The 19,301-nt window shown below is 64.8% G+C and carries 18 protein-coding genes; 1 reads left to right on the forward strand and 17 read right to left on the reverse strand.

The genetic code is table 11. From position 1 onward, the window contains the following. On the reverse strand, window positions 1-1,200 hold a 1,200-nt coding region (locus ABYW26_RS00880; RefSeq protein ID WP_372602787.1), incomplete at its 3' end, for an FAD-binding oxidoreductase. Between the two features lie 103 nt (window positions 1,201-1,303). Between ABYW26_RS00880 and ABYW26_RS00885 the strand changes: the two genes are divergently transcribed. After that, window positions 1,304-2,992 (forward strand): chloride channel protein, encoded by a 1,689-nt coding sequence (locus ABYW26_RS00885; protein WP_372602788.1) that lies wholly within the window; start codon window positions 1,304-1,306, stop codon window positions 2,990-2,992. Window positions 2,993-3,052: 60 nt separating this feature from the next. Here ABYW26_RS00885 and ABYW26_RS00890 read toward each other — a convergent pair whose 3' ends face one another. The 16 genes from ABYW26_RS00890 to ABYW26_RS00965 all read right to left on the reverse strand — a co-directional run. Further along, window positions 3,053-3,397, reverse strand: coding sequence for a DUF427 domain-containing protein (locus ABYW26_RS00890; protein ID WP_372602789.1), 345 nt, complete (start codon window positions 3,395-3,397; stop codon window positions 3,053-3,055). A gap of 83 nt (window positions 3,398-3,480) precedes the next feature. Then, on the reverse strand, window positions 3,481-5,286 hold the full coding sequence (locus tag ABYW26_RS00895; RefSeq protein ID WP_372602790.1) for an aminopeptidase P family protein: 1,806 nt from the start codon (window positions 5,284-5,286) through the stop codon (window positions 3,481-3,483). Window positions 5,287-5,349: 63 nt separating this feature from the next. Continuing rightward, window positions 5,350-7,002, reverse strand: a complete 1,653-nt coding sequence (recN, locus tag ABYW26_RS00900) for a DNA repair protein RecN (protein WP_372602791.1) — start codon at window positions 7,000-7,002, stop codon at window positions 5,350-5,352. Between the two features lie 23 nt (window positions 7,003-7,025). After that, a complete protein-coding gene (locus ABYW26_RS00905; protein ID WP_372602792.1) occupies window positions 7,026-7,871 on the reverse strand; it encodes an outer membrane protein assembly factor BamD in 846 nt (281 codons plus the stop codon). A 120-nt stretch (window positions 7,872-7,991) separates the two neighbouring features. After that, window positions 7,992-8,912, reverse strand: coding sequence for a UDP-3-O-acyl-N-acetylglucosamine deacetylase (gene lpxC / locus ABYW26_RS00910; RefSeq protein WP_372602793.1), 921 nt, complete (start codon window positions 8,910-8,912; stop codon window positions 7,992-7,994). A 222-nt stretch (window positions 8,913-9,134) separates the two neighbouring features. Beyond that, window positions 9,135-10,715, reverse strand: a complete 1,581-nt coding sequence (gene ftsZ / locus ABYW26_RS00915) for a cell division protein FtsZ (RefSeq protein WP_372602794.1) — start codon at window positions 10,713-10,715, stop codon at window positions 9,135-9,137. A gap of 184 nt (window positions 10,716-10,899) precedes the next feature. Continuing rightward, the gene (ftsA, locus tag ABYW26_RS00920; protein ID WP_372602795.1) at window positions 10,900-12,234 is read right to left on the reverse strand and encodes a cell division protein FtsA; all 1,335 of its coding nucleotides are present in this window, start codon (window positions 12,232-12,234) and stop codon (window positions 10,900-10,902) included. Continuing rightward, on the reverse strand, window positions 12,231-13,121 hold the full coding sequence (locus ABYW26_RS00925; protein WP_372602796.1) for a cell division protein FtsQ/DivIB: 891 nt from the start codon (window positions 13,119-13,121) through the stop codon (window positions 12,231-12,233). Before ABYW26_RS00925 ends, ftsA begins: the two co-directional genes overlap by 4 nt. Then, window positions 13,109-14,023, reverse strand: coding sequence for a D-alanine--D-alanine ligase (locus ABYW26_RS00930; protein ID WP_372602797.1), 915 nt, complete (start codon window positions 14,021-14,023; stop codon window positions 13,109-13,111). The genes ABYW26_RS00925 and ABYW26_RS00930 overlap by 13 nt, the downstream gene beginning before the upstream one ends. Window positions 14,024-14,062: 39 nt before the next feature. Then, the gene (gene murB / locus ABYW26_RS00935) at window positions 14,063-14,992 is read right to left on the reverse strand and encodes a UDP-N-acetylmuramate dehydrogenase (protein ID WP_372602798.1); all 930 of its coding nucleotides are present in this window, start codon (window positions 14,990-14,992) and stop codon (window positions 14,063-14,065) included. Further along, window positions 14,989-15,237, reverse strand: a complete 249-nt coding sequence (locus ABYW26_RS00940; protein ID WP_372602799.1) for a hypothetical protein — start codon at window positions 15,235-15,237, stop codon at window positions 14,989-14,991. The genes murB and ABYW26_RS00940 overlap by 4 nt, the downstream gene beginning before the upstream one ends. Window positions 15,238-15,247: 10 nt before the next feature. Next, window positions 15,248-15,508 (reverse strand): DUF2484 family protein, encoded by a 261-nt coding sequence (locus tag ABYW26_RS00945; protein WP_372602800.1) that lies wholly within the window; start codon window positions 15,506-15,508, stop codon window positions 15,248-15,250. Beyond that, a complete protein-coding gene (locus tag ABYW26_RS00950) occupies window positions 15,505-15,747 on the reverse strand; it encodes a DUF2484 family protein (RefSeq protein WP_372602801.1) in 243 nt (80 codons plus the stop codon). The genes ABYW26_RS00945 and ABYW26_RS00950 overlap by 4 nt, the downstream gene beginning before the upstream one ends. Next, complete coding sequence (locus tag ABYW26_RS00955; RefSeq protein WP_372602802.1) at window positions 15,744-16,931, reverse strand: APC family permease; 1,188 nt, start codon at window positions 16,929-16,931, stop codon at window positions 15,744-15,746. The genes ABYW26_RS00950 and ABYW26_RS00955 overlap by 4 nt, the downstream gene beginning before the upstream one ends. 59 nt (window positions 16,932-16,990) lie before the next feature. Continuing rightward, window positions 16,991-18,397, reverse strand: coding sequence for a UDP-N-acetylmuramate--L-alanine ligase (murC, locus tag ABYW26_RS00960; protein WP_372602803.1), 1,407 nt, complete (start codon window positions 18,395-18,397; stop codon window positions 16,991-16,993). A 51-nt stretch (window positions 18,398-18,448) separates the two neighbouring features. Further along, the coding region (locus tag ABYW26_RS00965; protein WP_372602804.1) for a UDP-N-acetylglucosamine--N-acetylmuramyl-(pentapeptide) pyrophosphoryl-undecaprenol N-acetylglucosamine transferase at window positions 18,449-19,301 on the reverse strand (853 nt) is incomplete at its 5' end.

The raw sequence follows: 19,301 nt of genomic DNA on the forward strand, positions 1-19,301 counted from the left end.
GACCATGCGCGCGGCGATGGCCTTGGCCTCGGCCAGTTCGGCGGCGCTGTTCGGATCGACCAGCAGGCAGGAGTGGAAATTGCCGTCACCGACATGGCCCAGAATCGGGCCGGGGATCGACGCGGCGGCGATATCCGCATGCGCCGCCGTCACCGCCTCGGCCAATCGTGAGATCGGCACGCACAGATCGGTCACCAGCCCCATCGCGCCGGGACGCGAGGCCAGAATCGCCCAATAGGCCTTGTGCCGGGCATCCCACAGCGCGTTGCGTTCTTCCGGGCGCGACGACCATTTGAACCCGTGGCCGCCCATGCTGTCGGCGATGTCTCCAAACCGTTCGGCCTGTTCCGCCACTCCGGCCTCGGAACCGTGGAATTCGATCATCAGATGCGGCACTTCGGGCAGGTCGGTCTTGGAATAGGCATTCACCGCCGCGACCGAGGCGGCATCCAGAAACTCGATCCGGGCCATTGGGATGCCCATCTGGATCGTGGCGATCACCGTTTCGACCGCCGCGCCGATGTCATCGAAGGCACAAACGGCCGAGCTGATCGCCTCGGGCTGGCCATGCAGGCGCAGGGTCAGTTCGGTAATCAGACCCAGCGTGCCCTCGGACCCGACGAACAGCCCGGTCAGGTCATAGCCGGCACTGGATTTACGGGCGCGGGTGCCGGTGCGGATGATCCGGCCATCGGCCAGAACCACCTCAAGCCCCAGCACGTTGTCGCGCATCGTGCCATAGCGCACCGCCGTCGTGCCGCTGGCCCGGGTCGCAGCCATCCCCCCGATCGAGGCATTGGCCCCCGGATCGACCGGAAAGAACAGCCCCGTCGCGCGCAATTCGTGGTTCAGCGCCTCGCGCGTGACGCCGGGCTGAACCCGCACATCCATATCCGATTGGTTGACCTCAAGAACGGCGTTCATCCGGCTGAAATCCACCGCCACCCCGCCCTGCACCGCCAGCGCGTGCCCCTCAAGCGAGGTGCCCGCGCCATAGCCGACCACCGGACAGCCATGCGCCGAACACAGGCGCATGATCTGCGACACCTCGTCGGTGTTTACCGGATAGGCCACCGCATCGGGCGGCGTGACCGGGAAATGCGACTCGTTCTGGCCGTGGGTTTCCAGATCGGACTTGGACAGGCTTAACCGATCGCCTAAGACTTGGGTCAGTGCCTCGATGGCTGTGGTGATGGACATGGATCATCCTTCCGATCAGGCGTGTATCAATAGGAACCCTAAGCCAGACGGGCAGCGCGGGGAAAGCCTATAATGTCCTTTGCCCGGCGCAGGATGACCGCGCGTGAGCGAGCCGCTGAAACGCCTCCTCAAACGCCAGTATGACGAGGCCCTGACCGAATTGCGCAGGGCCCGGTCGGTGCTGTTGCTGAAAGGTCCGTCGCAGATTCAATTCTGGTTCATCGCGCTGGCCATCGGCACGGCGGCGGGGTTCGCGACGCTGGGGTTTCGCCTTGCGATCAACGCGTTACAGACCCGGCTTTATGGCACCTCGGACCTGACGATGCTGCACAGCTTTGCCGAGACCCTGCCGTGGTATTGGGTTCTGGTGATCCCGATTTGCGGCGGGCTGGTGGTGGGGCTGATCCTGCATCATTTCACCGATGACGCGCGGGTGCGCTCGGTCGCGGATGTGATCGAGGGCGCGGCCCTGCATGACGGCCGGGTCGATAAACGCGCCGGGATCGCCTCGGCGCTGTCATCGCTGATCACGCTCAGTTCGGGCGGCTCGACCGGGCGCGAAGGGCCGGTGGTGCATATGGCCGCGATGATCGCCAGTTGGGTGTCGGTCCGGATCAACGCCAATGGCATCGTCGGGCGCGACCTGCTGGGCTGCGCGGTGGCGGCGGCGGTGTCGGCCTCGTTCAACGCGCCGATTGCCGGGGCGCTGTTCGCGCTTGAGGTGGTGCTGCGCCATTTCGCCGTCCACGCCTTTGCCCCGATCGTCATCGCCAGCGCCGCCGGAACCGTCATCAGCCGACTGGAATTCGGCAACATGACCGAGTTTTCGCTGCCGGTGGACAACTCGCTGGTGATCTATTTCGAACTGCCGGCCTTTGTGCTGCTGGGGCTTGTGTGCGGTCTGGTTGCGGTGCTGTTGATGAAGGCGATTTTCTGGGCCGACGACATCGGCAATTCGATCCAGCATTCGCTGCGCCTGCCGCGCTGGCTGCGTCCGGCGGTGGCGGGGGCGATGCTGGGCGGGCTGGCGATCTTTTTCCCGCATATCATCGGCGTTGGTTACGAGACCACCTCGGCGGCGCTGACCGGCAACCTGTTGCTGCACGAAGTCATCGTCTTTGCCATCCTCAAAGCCATCGCCGTGTCGATCACCATGGCGGGCCGGATGGGCGGCGGGGTGTTTTCGCCATCGCTGATGATGGGCGCGCTGACCGGGTTGGCGTTCGGGCTGGTGGCAACGTCGCTGGTGTCATCGGTCAACGGCGACGAGACGCTCTATGCGCTGGCAGGCATGGGCGCGGTGGCAGCGGCGGTGCTGGGGGCGCCGATCTCGACCACACTGATCGTGTTCGAATTGACCGGAGACTGGCAGACCGGGCTGGCAGTGATGGTGGCGGTGTCGATCTCGACCGCTCTGGCCTCGCGGCTTGTCGACCGGTCGTTCTTTCTGACCCAGCTTGAACGCGCCGGAAAACATGTCGCCGCCGGGCCGCAGGCCTATTTGATGTCGCTTTACAAGGCCAGCGTGGTGATGCGGGCGGTCGATACGCCCGGCGCCGCCTCACGCGAGGCCTGCGAGCAATTGATGGAGACCGGCACCTTCCTGCACCCCGACGCCACGCTGGAAACCGCCCTGCCGATGTTCGAGGATACCGGCCACAGCTTTCTGCCGGTCGTCCGCCCGCCCGGCGACGACACCGAGGCGGTCTTGCTGGGCGCGCTGTTCCATGTCGATGCGCTGAGCGCCTATAACCGCGCGCTGGCCGCCACGGCGGCAGAAGAACATTCCTGACATGAAAAACCCCGGCGCATTGGCCGGGGTTGGTCATCAGTCCATGCGGTGAAAGCCGGATTACAGCTGTTCGACCGTCACTTTGTCGCTGATGCGAAAGCCCAGATGCCCGGCCAGACGCTCAAGCGCGCCTTTGGGCTCCTGCAGGCACCATGCCGCATCGGTCAGCGAGGTGCTTTTGGTTTCGATCGAATAGAACTGTGCCTCGCCCAGCGTCGGGCTGGCCTTGCGCCGCTCGGCGGCCTCAAGAAACGGCATCGCGATGTCCGACAGCGGGAAATAGATCACCGGCAGCATGTTGTTTTCCGACAGTTCCAGCGCGTTCGATGTTTCACCCAGAACAGCACCCCCTGCCCGGACCACCCATTTGCCTTCGGCCTTACGGACCATCATTTCTTCGGTCATGTGGTTTCTCCTGAATTTCAATGCGGATGCATAATATCGGGGCTTCATGACACTTCCGTGGCCCGAATTCCAGTCCCAAGATGTCACAGGGGCCGCGTCACCCGTTCCAGCCAATCCCGCGCCCCCGACGACAGCAGCGACGACAGCTCGCGGGCGACGCGGGCGTGATAGGCGTTCAGCCAGGCGCGCTCGTCCCGACTCAGCAGATCGGCGCTGACCAGCCGCAGATCAATCGGCGCCAGCGTCAAGGTGCGGAAGCTGAGCATTGACCGGTCATCGCCGCCCGCAACCGGCGGCGCCTCTTGCACAACGATCAGGTTTTCGATGCGAATGCCAAAGGCGCCCTCGCGGTAATAGCCCGGCTCGTTCGACAGGATCATCCCCGGTTGCAGCACCACGTCCGAGACCCGAGACAGCCGCTGCGGCCCCTCATGCACGCACAGATAGGACCCGACGCCGTGGCCGGTGCCGTGGTCGTAATCCTGTCCGGCCAGCCACAGCGGATACCGCGCCAGCGCATCCAGATCGCGCCCGGCGACGCCTTTAGGGAACCGGGCGCGCGACATGGCGATCATGCCTTGCAGGACGCGGGTGAAACAGTGCTTTTCCTCGTCCCCGACTGCACCCACCGCCACCGTGCGGGTGATATCGGTGGTGCCGTCGCGATACTGGCCGCCGCTGTCGATCAACAGCAAGTCACCATCGCGGATCGCGCGGTTGCTGGCGGCCGAGACCCGGTAATGCACGATGGCGCCATGCGGGCCGCTGCCAGCGATGGTGTCAAAGCTGATGTCGCGCAGGCGGCCGGTGGCCTGACGGCAGACTTCCAGTTCGGTCACGACGTCGATCTCGGTCAGGCGGCCGCCCGGCAGGGTGGTGTCCAGCCAGAACAGGAACTCGACCAGCGCCGCGCCATCGCGCAGATGCGCCTTGATGCTGCCGTCGATCTCGACCGGGTTCTTGCAGGCTTTGGGCAGGATGCAGGGGTCCTGCCCCCATTCCATATCGACCCCGGCCTCGTTCAACAGCCCGGTCACCCGGAACGGCGCGCTGGCGCGGTCGACGCGGACGGTGCCGGTCTGGCTGCGCAGGGCGGCTTCAAACGCCTCGGCCGGGCGCAGGGTCACATCGTCGCCCAGATGCGCCCGCAGCGCGTCGTTGCATTTCGCCGGATCGGTGAACAGCGTCACCCGCGCATCGGCGCTGAGAATGGCAAAGCCGTGCGGCACCGGGTTGCGGGGAATGTCGCTGCCACGGATGTTCAACAGCCATGCAATCGAATCCGGCAAGGTCAGCACCGCCGCCTTTTGGCCCGCCTTGCGCAATTGCCCCGCCAGCCTTTGCCGCTTGTGCAGATGCGGCTCGCCGGCCAGATCGTCGGGATGCGGCACGATCAACCCATGCGGCGGCGCGGGCTGATCCGGCCAGATCCGGTCGATCAGATTGTCGGTCTCGGACAGGGTGATGCCGCTGTTTTCAAGGCCTTTCAGCAGGGTATCGATCTGTTCGAACGTGTGCAGCCACGGATCGAACCCGACCACGCCGCCATCGGGCAGCGCCTGCCGCAGCCAATCGGCCAACTGGGTTTCGGGCCAATGCACCGGCTCGAACGCCTCGGGCGCGATCTGTTGGCGCACCTGCACCCGGTAGCGCCCGTCGATGAACACCCCGGCCCGCGCCTGCAACACCGCCGCGAACCCGGCCGAGCCGGTGAACCCGGTCAGCCACGCCAGCCGGTCATCGCGCGGCGCGACATATTCACCCTGATGCGCGTCGGCGCGCGGCACAAGGAACCCGTCCAGCGCCAGCCCCGCCATCTGAGCCCGCAAGGCAGCAAGGCGCGGCGGGCCATCGGCAGGACGGGTGACGGTTTCGAATGTCTGGAACATAGGCGCGGCCCCCGAATTGCGGTGCCCCTATATGAGCGGGAAATCCCGCCCGCCGCAATGGTCCTAGCCCGCCAGCAGGGCGCGAGCGGCGGCGCGGGCCTCGGCGGTGATGGTGTCCCCGGCCAGCATCCGGGCGATTTCATCGACGCGGTGGGCGTCATCGACGGGCGTGACGCTGGACAGGGTCAGGCCATCGCGCACCTCTTTGGCGACGCGCCAGTGATGCGCGCCCAGTGCCGCAACCTGCGGCGAATGCGTGACCACCAGCACCTGACCGCCCTCGGCCAGTGCCGCCAGACGCCGACCCACCGCATCGGCGGTGGCGCCGCCGACACCGCGGTCGATTTCGTCGAAGATCATCGTCAGGCCGCTGCTGCCCTTGGTCAGACAGACCTTGAGCGCCAGCAAAAACCGGCTGAGTTCCCCGCCCGAGGCGATCTTGTTCAGCGGTCCCGAGGGCGCGCCGGGGTTGGTGGCCACGGCAAAGGCCACGTTGTCCTGCCCGTCCGGGCCAGGCTCGGCGGTGGAAACCTCGGTGGTGAACACCGCGCGCTCCATCTTCAGCGGCGCCAGTTCGCCAGCCATCGCGGCGTCCAGCGCCGCAGCGGCGGTGTGGCGGCGGGCGCTGAGGGCGGCGGCGGCGGTCTGATAGGTGGCCTCGGCACCGCGCAGCGCTTTGCGCAGGGCATCCAGATCGGCCTCGCCCGCGTCCAGCGCCGCCAGCTTGGCGCGCAGATCCTCGGCAAAACCGCCCAGATCGTCGGGGGCCACGCCATGCTTGCGGGCCAGCCCGCGAATGGCAAAGAGGCGTTCCTCGACCTGCTCCAGATCAGCGGGGTTAAAGGCCAGCGATTGCAACACGTCCTCGACCGCCTGCTGTGCCTCGCCCAGTTCGATCTGCGCCCGTCCCAGCGCGTCGATCGCGCCGTCCAAAGCGCCCTCGGCCTTGTCGGCGACACCGTCCAGCCAGCGCGTGGCATCGCCCATCATCGCCTCGGCACCGCCATCGGTGCCCAATGCGGCAAAGGCGCGGGCGATGTCTTCGCGGATGCGGTCGGCGGCCTGCATCATCCGACGGCGGGCATCCAGATCGGCCTCTTCGCCGGGCTGCGGATCCAGCGCGTCCAATTCGCCGACGGCATGGCGCAGGTAATCTTCTTCGTCGCGCACGGCGGCCAAAGCGGTTTCGGCAGCTTGCAGATCGCGGCGCGCCGCCGCCACCTGACGCCACGCGGCGCGGGTTGTGGTCAGCTCATCCCCCAGACCAGCGAAATCGTCCAGCAACACCCGGTGGCCGCGCGGATTCAGCAGGCCGCGGTCATCCTGTTGGCCGTGCAGTTCCACCAGCGTATCCGACAGCGCCCGCAGCACCTCGCCCGAGGCACGGCGGTCGTTCACCCAAGCGGTCTTGCGGCCATCGGCGCTGTTCACCCGACGCAGAATCAGCTCGTCTCCGGCGGGCAGACCGGCATCAACCAGCACCGCGCGCGCGGCATGGTCAGGCGGCAGGTCGAACACCGCGACCACCTCGCCCTGATCGGCACCGGCGCGCACCAGTTCGGCGCGACCGCGCCAGCCCAGCACAAAGCCAAGCGCATCAAGAAGAATGGATTTCCCGGCCCCGGTTTCGCCAGTCAGCACATTCAGGCCGGGCTGAAACGCAAGCTCCAGCCGGTCAATGATCAGCAGGTCCCGGATATCGAGACTGCGCAGCATGGTTCAAACCCCTTGAAGCGCGATCAGAGCCATGCGCCGCGGATCATCTGGCGATAGATCGATTGCAGCCAGCCGGTGCCAATCAGTTCGGGTTTCAGGCCCTTGCCCTGCAACAGATCAAAGGCTTCCTGATACCATTCGGTGGACTGGAAGTTATAGCCAAGGATCGCGCCCGCAGCCTGAGCGTCGGTATTCAGCCCCAGCGACAGATAGCATTCGATCAGCCGATACAGCGCCTCGGGCGTCATCGTGGTGGTTTTGAAATCCTCGACCACGGTGCGGAACCGGTTGGCGGCTGCGGCATAATGCCCGCGTTTCAGGTAATAGCGGCCGATCTCCATCTCTTTGGCGGCAAGATGGTTGAACGCCAGATCGAATTTCAGAATCGCCGACTGGGCATATTCGCTGTCGGGATAGCGTTCGATGACCGTGCGCAGCGATTGCAGCGCCTGATAAGTCACGCCCTGATCGCGGCCCACAAGGTCGATCTGGTCGTAATAGCTGAGCGCCAGCAGGTATTGCGCATAAGCGGCGTCTTCGTCCGCCGGATAGAAGTCGATATAGCGCTGTGCGGCGGCGCGGCTGGATTCGTAATCGCGGGCCTGATGATAGGCATAGGCCTGCATGATCAGCGACCGTTTCGCCCATTCCGAATAGGGATACAGGCGTTCGACCTCGGCAAAGGTCTCGGCGGCCTTGTCGCCCTTGCGCGGGTCATCTTCGAGCTGGAACTCGGCCTGCGCATAGATTTCTTCGGCGGAATAGCTTTCGATCGGGCGCTCTTCGTCGCGACCACCACCGCAAGCCGCCAGAACAGCCAATGCTGAAAATGCCACCGCAAGACTTTTGCGCGAACTGCTGATGCCCATCGACCGCCTACCCTATCGTCTGACTATGCGGCCACGCATCGTGGAAACGGGCCGAAACCTTGCCTCGTGTCCTAGCACATAAAATTTGGCTGCAAAACGCCTTTGGCGTTGTTTTTCAGATTAGGCAACCGCGCGCAGATCGGCGGCTTTGACGCCAACGCCGGGAAGACGGCGTGCCTGAGCGGAATCGCACACTTCCATGCGCCAGGCGTCGGGCGTTGCGAACAATTCGCGCAGCAACGCATTGGTCAGCGCATGTCCGGCACGGTGGCCGGTATAGCGGCCCAGAATCGGCGCGCCTGCCAGCGCCAGATCGCCCAGAGCGTCCAGCATCTTGTGGCGCACGGCCTCGTCCGAGTGACGCAGACCGCCGGGGCTGAGAACCTTGTCGCCCTCGACCACCACGGCATTATCCAGCGTGCCGCCCAGTGCCAGCCCCTGCGCGCGCATCGCATCGACATCGGCCTGACGGCAGAAGGTGCGGCTGTCACAAAGTTCACGCACGAAAGCGCCGTTGGCCATGTTCAGGGTCTTGTCCTGACGACCGATCGCGGCATCGGCAAAGTCGATATGAAAGTCGATTTCCAGCGTCTCGGCGGGCTCAAGGCGGGCCACGGCCTCGCCCCGGCGCACTTCGACCGGACGCAGGATGCGGATCGCGCGGTTCGGCGCGTCCAGATATTGCAGGCCACGCGCGACGAAGGCCTCGACGAACTGGGCGGCCGAGCCATCAAGGATCGGAACCTCGGGGCCGTCGATTTCAATCAGCGCGTTCTGGATGCCACAGCCGACAAGCGCCGCCATGATATGTTCGACCGTCGAGACCGACACACCATCGCCGTTGACCAGCAACGTGCACAGCATCGACTGTTCGACCGCATCCCAGCGGGCCGGGATCAGCGGATCGGCGTTTTCAACATCGGTGCGGCGAAACCAGACGCCGTATTCTGCCGAAGCCGGATGAACGATCATGCGCACCGGCGCGCCGGAATGAAGACCGACGCCATCGAACTGAACCGAAGATTTAAGTGTGGCTTGCACAAGGCACCCAATAGCAGCACCGGAGATCCATGTTTCCGGCACCCTCGACCTACGCAGGCGCAGGCTCAATCACAACTCAATCTTTGTAACGGGATGAAACATAGCCGTAATCGCCATCGGCAGATTCCCGCCAAGCCTTGGATCGCCCCTATCAAGCCGTTGTTTTCATAGAAAAAGGGGCCGGAAATCCGACCCCTTTTCTTGCATTATGTAGTGATGTGATCAGTTGGCCTGACGGCGCAGAAATGCCGGAATTTCGATCCGTTCCTGCTCGGGGTCCAGCTCGGGATCTTCCTGATAGCCCTGCACTTGCGGCTGTTGACGCTGCGGCATTGCCCCGCGCGCCGGGGCTTCGTGACCGGCCATGCGGTTGATCAGCGAGCCGATGCCGAAGCGGGCTTTTTCCGGGGCAGGCGCCGGAGCGGCCTGACGGGGCGCTGCCTGCTGCATCGCACCGCGTGCCGGAGTTTTGGCGACTGCGGCCTGCAACCGGGCCAGAGCCTCGGGCGTCGGGGTGCCGGGAACGCGCGGCTTGGGCGCGACAAAGGCTTCTTCCTCGCCCTCTTCAGCCACGGCATAGGTGGCGTGATGGGCCGGTTGCGCGGGCCGATAGGCCGGCGGCGGCAGATCGTCGCTGAGATCGTCTTCGAAGATGTCCTCGGCCTGCTCTTCGGCGGTCGCGGCATCAAAGGCCGGGAACAGCGATTGCTCGGGCTCGGCGCGCTGGGTCAGCTGCATCGGCTCTTCATAAAACTCGTCTTCGGCCGGCGCAGCGGCGGCGGGCTGAAGCGGCTCGGACAGGCGACGGCGCGGAACCGGGGCTTCGTGCATGATTTCGCTGGCGTCGATGCCGGTTGCAACGACGGACACGCGCATGACGCCTTCCATCGTGGTGTCCAGGGTCGAGCCGACGATGATGTTGGCGTCCGGATCCACCTCTTCGCGGATGCGGTTCGCGGCTTCGTCCAGTTCGAACAGGGTCAGGTCATAGCCGCCGGTGATGTTGATCAGCACACCACGCGCACCGCGCAGGCTGATTTCATCCAGCAGCGGGTTAGCGATGGCTTTCTCGGCGGCCTGAATGGCGCGCTCGTCGCCCGAGGCCTCGCCGGTGCCCATCATCGCCTTGCCCATTTCGTCCATCACGGCGCGCACATCAGCAAAGTCGAGGTTGATCAGGCCGGGGCGCACCATCAGGTCGGTCACGCCTTTGACGCCCTGATACAGCACATCGTCGGCCATGCTGAAGGCTTCGGTGAAGGTGGTTTTCTCGTTCGCCAGACGGAACAGGTTCTGGTTCGGAATGATGATCAGCGTATCGACGACCTTTTGCAGGGCTTCGACACCCTCTTCGGCCTGACGCATCCGCTTGGCGCCTTCGAACTGGAACGGCTTGGTCACGACGCCGACGGTCAGAACGCCCAGCTCACGCGCGGCTTGCGCGATGATCGGGGCCGCACCGGTGCCGGTGCCGCCACCCATACCGGCGGTGATAAAGCACATATGCGCGCCAGCCAGATGATCGACGATTTCCTCGATGGTTTCTTCGGCAGCAGCGGCACCAACCGACGGGCGCGCCCCGGCGCCCAGACCTTCGGTGACTTTCACGCCCATCTGGATCTTGGCCGGGGCCAAGGATTGCTGAAGCGCCTGCGCATCGGTGTTCGCGGTTACGAACTCGACACCCTCAAGCTGCTTTTCGATCATGTTGTTGACGGCGTTCCCGCCTGCCCCGCCGACCCCGAAAACGGTGATCCGCGGCTTCAGTTCATCGCGTTCCGGCATCATGAGGTTCAAAGCCATTGAAATATCCGCCTGTTGTTTTTCGCTACGCCCGCTGTCCATCGGACGCGCACTTGCCCTTATTTCAACTGATTCTACCTGTTGAACCAGAGTAGGTCACGAAAAAAACGCGAAAATCCTACAAAATCTGGACAGTCAGATCACCAGACCAGCGGTATTTTGCCAAAACCGCTGTATCTTGGGGTTACCAGTTATCCTTGAACCAACGCATCGCCCGTTTCAGCGACCGCGCCGGGTATCTTTCCGCCGGGATGTCGAAATCCCACCATTCGTCCTGCGGATGCGCCGCGAACAGGCACAGCCCGACCGCCGACGAAAATGCCGGCCCGGTTGCCGCCTGCGGCAGGCCCTGCACCCTCAGCGGGCGACCCAGGCGCACCTGTTGCCCCAGAATGCGGCTGGCCAGCCCGTCCAGCCCCGGAATCTGGCTGCAGCCGCCGGTCAGCACGATCTGCTGGCTGGGCAGATGCTCAAAACCCGCGGCGTCCAGACGGGCGCGCGCATCTTCGAGAATTTCCTCGACCCGAGGCCGCATGATGCCGATCAGCTCGGTGCGGCTGACAGTTCGGCGGTCATGTTCGTAATCGCCGGTATCGCCGCCGATCTCGATCATCTCGCGGTCATCCATGCCGGTGGCGACAACGCCGCCGTAAAAGGTCTTGATGCGCTCGGCGGTGGCCAGCGGCACTTGCAGACCTTTCGAGATGTCCTGCGTGACGTGATCGCCGCCCAGCCGCACGCTGTCAGCGTAAATCATGTGTTTCTTGATGAAAATCGACACGCCAGTGGCGCCACCGCCCATGTCGATACAGGCCGCGCCCAGTTCCTGTTCATCCTCGACCAGACTGGACACGCCCGACACATAGGCCGAACTGGCCAGACCGGCCAGTTCCAGATCGCAGCGTTTGATGCAATGCAGCAGGTTCTGCATCGCATGGGCATCCACGGTCAGAACATGCATGTCACAGGCCAGCCGGTTGCCGATCTGGCCGCGCGGATCGCCCATGCCGGTGCGGTGATCCAGCGCGAAATTGACCGGCTGCGCGTGCAGAACTTCACGGCCCTCGCCGAAGTCCGGCACATCGCACGAGGCCAGAACCCGCGCCACGTCATCTTCGCTGACGATGCTGTCCACAAGGTCGATCTGGCCGTCCAGCCCGTAAGAGCGCGGCCGTGCGCCCGACAGGCAGGCGATCACGTGATCGACCCGGACATTGGCCATTTTCTGCGCCGCCTGCACCGCCGTGCGAATGGCGCGTTCGGTTTCCGGCATCGAGTCGATCTCGCCAAAGCGCACCCCGCGCGAGCGGGTGGTGGCGGCACCGATCACCCGGAATGACGATTGCCCGGCAAGCGAGCCTACCCCATCCGCGCCCCGGAACCGGTCCGGGCCGTCAAAACGCAACACCAGACAAGCGATCTTGGAACTGCCGACATCCAGAATGGCGATCACGCCCCGTTCCATCGCCTGTTTGCGCATCCGCCGCATCGCGCATTGAGACTGGTAGATATCTGTCATCGGTTGGGTGCTCCTGCCTCAAGAGTTCGTATCCGCCGCAGTTCCTCGACCGCCCCTTGCGCCATGCGCAGGGTCGGGCGGGCTGCGTTTCTCATATCGACCGCGACCAGATCGCGTTCGAGCAATTCATCGGCCTGATGCAGGGCTATCACCCGCTCAAGCGCCTGCACCGCGCCGGTTTCCGGCAGCAGGATGCGTTGGCCGCGATCCAGCACCACGTCCCAGCGGCGCTCGCCCATCCGCACCAGCCCGCGCAGACGCGCGGCGATCGGGCGGGCGGCATCGATCAGCGCCAGCGCCTGTGCCACGGCAACATCAGCGCCATCGCCGGCAATCAGCGGCAGATCCGGGCGCGCGGCGCGGCTGTCCAAAGGCGCGACGCGGTGGCCTTCGCCATCCAGCAGCTCAAGCCCCTGACGACTGCGCCAGATAATCATCGGCTGGCGCTCGGTGATGCTGATTTCCAGAATGCCGCCGGGGCGGATATGCAATTCGGCCCGCGACACGGCGTCCAGACCAGTGACCGCCTGACGCATGTCCTCAAGATCCAGATCGAACGAGGTGATCGGGAAATCCAGCGGCACAATTTCGCGGATATCCTGATCCAGCTCGGTCGAGGCACCCTTGATCGCCATGACCTGCACCATGAATTCGGGGCGTTCTTCAATCGAGCGCCGCAATTCGGTGACGCGGTAGATCAGATCGTCGCGACGCGCCTGATCGGACAGAAAAACCCCCACCGTCAGCACGATCAGGAACGACGGCAGACCCACGCGCAGAAACGCCCGGAACAGCGGCGTCAGCCACAGCCGGTTCATCCGATAGGTCAGGCGCGTCGGCGCCGGATCGCGGCGCGGCGGGGTTGGCAGGACGCTCATCTGTTGCATGAAGCGTCCTCGATCATCCAGCGGCAGAGTTCGCCAAAGCCGATGCCGCAATGCGCCGCTTGTTCAGGCGCCAGCGAGGTCGGCGTCATGCCGGGCTGAGTGTTGGTCTCAAGCAGGATCAACCCGTCCAGCCCGCGGGTTTCATCCCAGCGGAAATCGGTGCGGCTGACGCCGCGACAGCCCAGCGCCCGATGCGCGCGCAGGGCGTAATCCAGACAGGCCTCAAAAATCTGCGCCGGCACATCGGCCGGCACCACATGGCGCGAGCCGCCGGTGGAATATTTGGCGTCGTAGTCATACCAGCCATCGGTCAGGATGTCGGTCACGGTCAGCGCCCGATCACCCATCACGGTGGTGGTCAGTTCGCGCCCCGGCGCAAAGGCCTCGACCATGACCACATTGGGCATGTCGGGCGACAGTTGCGGCGGCGCATTGGCGGCCTCATGCACGATATAGACCCCGACGGACGAGCCTTCGTTATTGGGTTTGACCACATAGGGCGGCGGCAGCACGTGGCGCGCGCGCACCTCGTCGGCGCAAGCAAGGCGGCTTGCGACAACCGGCAGACCGGCGGCGCGATAGGCGGCCTTGCTGCGTTCCTTGTCCATCGCCAGGGCCGAGGCCAGAATTCCGGAATGGGTATAGGGAATGCGCATCCATTCAAGGATGCCCTGCACACAGCCATCTTCGCCCCAGCGGCCATGCAGCGCGTTGAACACGACATCCGGGCGCAGCTCGGCCAGACGCACCGGCAGATCCGGCCCGGCGTCCAGTTCGGTAACGCTGAATCCCTCATCCCGAAGGGCGGCGGCACATTCACGCCCAGACGATAGTGACACCTCGCGTTCGGCCGAGGGGCCACCCATCAATACCACCACGTTCGGGGCTGTCCTGCTCGACATGCCCGCCTCTTTTCCCTGACCCTGTGCGGTCTGGTTTGATTATTTCTTCGGGGCCGGTTCGCCGACCCTCATGATCTCCCACTCTAGCGTGATCCCGCTGTTTTGGAAAACCCTTTTTCGCACCTCTTCGCCCAGCGATTCGAGGTCTTCAGCCGTGGCGTCGCCGGTGTTGATCAGAAAGTTCGAATGTTTCTCAGACATTTGCGCACCGCCAATGGTCGCGCCGCGCATTCCGGCGTCGTCGATCACCTTCCATGCTTTCAGGTCGTGGGTGTCATCGGCGCGGCCAGTGCTGGAAAAACCGGCAGGATTGCGAAAGGTCGATCCGGCGCTGCGATCCTTGGTCGGCTGAGTGGCGTCGCGCTTGGCCAATTGATCGGCCATGCGGGCCTCAAGGCCTTGCGGATCGCCCACCGTGCCCTGCAACGTGGCGCTGACCAAAACGCAGCCCTCGGGCAGATCGGTCTGGCGATAGCGGAAATTCAGCTCCTCCGCGGTCAGGGTGATCACCTCGCCCGTCCGCGTCACTGCCTGTGCACTAACGAAATGATCCGCGACATAAGACCCATAGCACCCGGCATTCATCCGCACCGCGCCGCCGATCGCACCGGGAATGGTGCGCAGAAATGTCAGGTCCACCCCTGCCGCAGCCGCCTTGCGCGCGACCATGCTGTCCAGCAGCGCCGCCCCGGCGGTGACTTGGGTTCCGTCAATCTGAATGCCGTTGAAACCACGGCCCAGCCGGATCACCACGGCGCGGATGCCGCCATCGCGCACGATCAGGTTGCTGCCGACCCCCATCGGAAACACCGGCACCGCTGGATCCAGCGCCCGCAGGAAATCCTGCAAATCCTCAAGATCGGCTGGCTGAAACAGCCAATCCGCCGGGCCGCCCACCCGCAGCCATGTCAGGTCGTTCAGCGGCCGGTTCGGCGTCAGCGTGCCGCGCACCGATGGCATATCGGTCATTTCGACACCCTCCGCCCGATCACATACAGGAACACCGACAGGGCCGACACCGCCAGAAACGGCGCGATCAGCGCCATAGGCTGAGCCGCCGCCATCGCCACCAGAACCGAGGCCACGGCATAGGCCGCCAACAGCGGCAGCAGCTCAGGGCCGGCATTCTCCAGCCCGGCCAGCAAGGCCTGATACGCGACGATCGGGGCCACGGCCCAGATTGCATAGGTCAAAGGAACGGTCAGATTGCCCATAGGCCCCCTCTTAGCTTACCGGGGGTTTACCGCGCAATTTCCGGCGGCACCAGCGGCCAAGGTAAATCAATGGCCAGCGCAGGATCGACCCGGCGGCAACCAGAAACACCAGCGCCCAGATCACCCCGTCCTTCACAGCGATATAGATCAGCAGCGGCAGTGCCAGCGCGATCAGCCCATAGGCCAGCTTCCACGACAGCGCCCCGCGCGAGGCCCCGGCGGCGCTGGCCAACAGCACCCACAGGCAAGCAAGGATCAGCCCGGCGCTCATAGATAGCGCCGTTTCAGAAAACGCAGCAAAGCGCCCAGCGGACGCCGGAACATCGAGATGATCGCCGCCAGCACCGCCAGCACGATCCACGGGTTGTTCTCGGCCGCCAGAAACACCAGCAACGGCACCGCCGCGATCAGCAAGGCCAGCCCCGGCGCATATTGATAGCGCATCGGCAGAAAGGCCACGACCGCCGCCGCGATCACCCAGCAACAGGCAAGGATCAGAGACAGCGTCATAGCATCGGCCCCATTGCGGCGATAAAGGCAGCGACACAGGCGAACAGGCCGAACCACGGCACGATGGTCCAGACCCGGAACGGCGCCTCGGGTTGTTTGCGTTTCAGCCCGATCAGGGCCGCGTTCACGATAGCAAACACGATCAAAAGCGCCATCGAGGTGATCTCGGCCAGCGCCGCCACCGGCATGGTCAGCGCCGAGACAATCACCACCCCCCCGATCATCAGCGACGCCCGCACCGGCGTTCCGAACCGGGGATGGGAATGGTGAAACAGCGCCAGCGACGGCGAGCGCCGCCCAAGCCCGTAAAGAACCCGCGCCGCCATGACGATCTGCGCCAGCACCCCGTTCAGCGCCGCCGCCACCGCGATAGCGGACAGGAAAGTCGCCGATCCGCCGCGCGCGGTCTCCCAGACCAGCGCCAGCGGGCGTTCGGACACGGCCAGCGCCTCTTGCGGGACGGCGCGCACAGCCGCCATCGACACCAGCGCATACAGAACCGCCGTCAGGCCCAGCGCGATCAGGATCGAGGCGGGCATGGTAAAACCGGGGTTTTTCGCCTCTTCCGCCATGTTGACCAGATCATCGAAGCCGATAAAGGCGAAGAAGGCAAAGATCGAAGCCGCGAATATCCCCGACCAATAGGGCGCGGGCGGATGGGTCCAGTCGGCCACCGGCTCGGCCCCGAACCCGGCCCAGATCACCAGCATCAGGCCGATAACCTCGATCAGGGTCATCAGGGCAGCAAAGCTCAGGGATTCGACCACACCAATGATGGCGATTGCGGTTAAAATGACGCCCAGACCGATCACACCGACCTCGAACGGGATCGGGGTGATCGCGGTCAGGTATCCGACCCCGCCACGCAGCACCGCCGCCGCAGCCACAGTGCCTGCGATGACATTGATCGCCCCGACCACCAGCGCCAGCCAGTGCTTTTGCAGCCCGATCTCGACATAGGATGAATCGCCTGCGGCCTCGGGGATGCGGGCGGAAAGTTCGGAAAACGACAGCGCGGTGGGGATCGCGACAATCGCCGCCAGCAGGAACGACACCGGCGCCCAGACCCCGGCCTGACCGGCAGCGGCGCCGACCAGCACGTAAATCCCGGCCCCGACCATGATGCCGATGCCATAAGCGGTCAGCAGACCCAGCCCAAGGCGGCGTTTCAGTTCCTCAACCATGGCGCGGCCCCTTGCGGCGGCGCATCCGTGGATAAGCGTCTGGGCCGCAGCGCATCGGGCTAGTCCTTGTTCATGCGGGCAGGCAGGTTGTTGGCCCATGTGCTGATCGTGCCCGCGCCCAGACAGACGACCATATCGCCCGGCTTGGCCTCGGCGCGGATCAGCGCCTCAAGATCGTCTTCCTTCAGCAGGGCACTGGCGTGGCGGTGGCCGTGGCGGATCAGGCCGGCCACCAGATCGTCGCGCGACGCGCCTTCGATCGGTTGTTCGCCGGCGGCATAGACCTCGGCGATGGCGACCACATCGGCATCGTTGAAACAGGCGCAGAAATCTTCGAACAGCGAGTGCAGGCGCGAATAGCGGTGCGGCTGGTGCACGGCGATGACCCGGCCTTTGGTGGCCTGACGGGCCGCTTTCAGCACAGCGGCGATTTCCACCGGGTGATGGCCGTAATCGTCGATGATCGTGACGCCGTTCACTTCGCCCACCTTGGTAAAGCGCCGGTTCACGCCGCCAAACGCCGCCAGCGCCGAGCGGATCTCGGCACCCTTCATGCCCAGATGCCGGGCCACCGCCACGGCGGCCAGCGCGTTCGAGACGTTGTGATCGCCGGGCATCGGCAAGGTGCAGCCTTCGATCACCTGGCCCTCGGCCTGAAGCGCGATGTCGAAATGGGCGCTGCCGTTCTCATAGGTCAGGTTGATCGCCCGCACATCGGCCTGCGCGTTGAAGCCAAAGGTCACGACCCGGCGGTCGGTGACCTTGCCAACCAGCGCCTGCACCTCAGGGTGATCGGTGCAGCACACGGCCAGCCCATAGAACGGGATGTTCGAGACAAAGTCATAGAACCCCTGCCGCAGGTTCTCGATCGTGCCCCAGTGCTCCATGTGCTCGGGGTCGATATTGGTGACGATGGCGATGGTCGCGGGCAGGCGGTTGAAGGTGCCGTCGCTTTCATCGGCCTCGACCACCATCCATTCGCCCTGCCCCATCCGCGCGTTCGAGCCATAGGCGTGGATGATCCCGCCGTTGACCACGGTGGGATCAATGCCACCGGCATCCAGCAGCGTTGCCACCATCGTGGTGGTGGTGGTCTTGCCATGGGTGCCCGCCACCGCGACGTTGGATTTCAGCCGCATCAGTTCGGCCAGCATCTCGGCCCGGCGCACGACCGGCAGACCGCGGGCGCGAGCAGTGTCCAGTTCGGGGTTGCCCGGCTTGATCGCCGAGGAAATCACCACCACGGCGGCATCTTCCAGATTTTCGGCGCGCTGACCGACAAAGATCGTCGCGCCCAGCTTGGCCAGCCGGTCAGTGATCTTGGTCGCTTTCAGGTCCGAGCCCTGCACCCGATAGCCAAGGTTCAACAGCACCTCGGCAATGCCGGACATGCCAATGCCGCCGATCCCGACGAAATGGATGGGCCCCACATCGGTGGGAAGCTTGGTTGCAGCGGCTGCATTCATCGTCTGTCGTCCTTTGTTCGCGCCCGGATGGGACGCGCGGCCAAGGCGATCCTAGCGCCCGGCCAGTTCCTCGACCACTGCCGCCAGACGCGTCGTTGCGTCAGGCATGCCAACCGCAAGGGCCGCATGCGACATCTGCACCGCGGCGCGGGACTGGGTCATGATCGCGCTTATTTGCTCGGAAAGCGTGGCGGTTTCAAGCCGCGATTCCGGGATCAGCACCGCGGCCTGCGCCTCGACCAGCGCCCGCGCATTGGCGGTCTGGTGGTCTTCGGCAGCGGCGGCAAACGGAATCAGGATGCTGGGCCGCCCGATCACCGAGATATCGGCAACGCTGGAGGCACCCGAGCGCGAGATCACCAGCTGCGCCTCGGCCAGCCGGTTCGGAATATCGTCAAAAAAGCTTTGCACCGTGGCATCGATCCCGGCCGTGGCATAGGCGGCGGTGACGCGGTCGATGTCCTCGGGGCGGGCCTGATGAGCGACGCGCAGATGGCGGCGGAACTGATCCGGCAGCGCCGTAAGCGCATCGGGCACCACGTCGGACAGGATGCGCGCGCCCTGACTGCCGCCGATAACCAGAATGCTCATCGGATAGTCGCCGGGCGGAATATAAGGGGCGCCAGCGCGCTCCATCACGGCGGCGCGCACCGGGTTGCCGGTGTGAATGCCGGTCACGCCTTCGGGCAAGGCGGTGGGCCAAGTGCCACAGCACACGGCATCGACGCGGCGTGCGAACAGCTTGTTCACCTTGCCCAGCACACCGTTCTGTTCATGGATCATCCGAGGCAACCGCAGCAGAACCGCCGCGCCAATCGCCGGAAACGACGGATAGCCGCCAAAGCCCGCCACCACGGCCGGACGGTCACGGCGCATTGCGATCAGTGCCGACAGCACGCCCTCC

The organism is Actibacterium sp., from assembly GCF_041584535.1.
Classification (GTDB): Bacteria; Pseudomonadota; Alphaproteobacteria; order Rhodobacterales; family Rhodobacteraceae; genus Actibacterium_D.

Coding starts and splice junctions, on each gene's coding strand:
- ABYW26_RS00925 (WP_372602796.1), bottom strand. CDS start 13,121: ATGCAACAGATGAGCGTCCTGCCAACCCCGCCGCGCCGCGATCCGGCG.
- ABYW26_RS00950 (WP_372602801.1), bottom strand. CDS start 15,747: ATGACGCTGTCTCTGATCCTTGCCTGTTGCTGGGTGATCGCGGCGGCG.
- ftsZ (WP_372602794.1), bottom strand. CDS start 10,715: ATGGCTTTGAACCTCATGATGCCGGAACGCGATGAACTGAAGCCGCGG.
- murC (WP_372602803.1), bottom strand. CDS start 18,397: ATGAATGCAGCCGCTGCAACCAAGCTTCCCACCGATGTGGGGCCCATC.
- ftsA (WP_372602795.1), bottom strand. CDS start 12,234: ATGACAGATATCTACCAGTCTCAATGCGCGATGCGGCGGATGCGCAAA.
- ABYW26_RS00940 (WP_372602799.1), bottom strand. CDS start 15,237: ATGGGCAATCTGACCGTTCCTTTGACCTATGCAATCTGGGCCGTGGCC.
- ABYW26_RS00890 (WP_372602789.1), bottom strand. CDS start 3,397: ATGACCGAAGAAATGATGGTCCGTAAGGCCGAAGGCAAATGGGTGGTC.
- ABYW26_RS00895 (WP_372602790.1), bottom strand. CDS start 5,286: ATGTTCCAGACATTCGAAACCGTCACCCGTCCTGCCGATGGCCCGCCG.
- ABYW26_RS00945 (WP_372602800.1), bottom strand. CDS start 15,508: ATGAGCGCCGGGCTGATCCTTGCTTGCCTGTGGGTGCTGTTGGCCAGC.
- murB (WP_372602798.1), bottom strand. CDS start 14,992: ATGACCGATATGCCATCGGTGCGCGGCACGCTGACGCCGAACCGGCCG.
- ABYW26_RS00930 (WP_372602797.1), bottom strand. CDS start 14,023: ATGTCGAGCAGGACAGCCCCGAACGTGGTGGTATTGATGGGTGGCCCC.
- ABYW26_RS00905 (WP_372602792.1), bottom strand. CDS start 7,871: ATGGGCATCAGCAGTTCGCGCAAAAGTCTTGCGGTGGCATTTTCAGCA.
- ABYW26_RS00955 (WP_372602802.1), bottom strand. CDS start 16,931: ATGGTTGAGGAACTGAAACGCCGCCTTGGGCTGGGTCTGCTGACCGCT.
- recN (WP_372602791.1), bottom strand. CDS start 7,002: ATGCTGCGCAGTCTCGATATCCGGGACCTGCTGATCATTGACCGGCTG.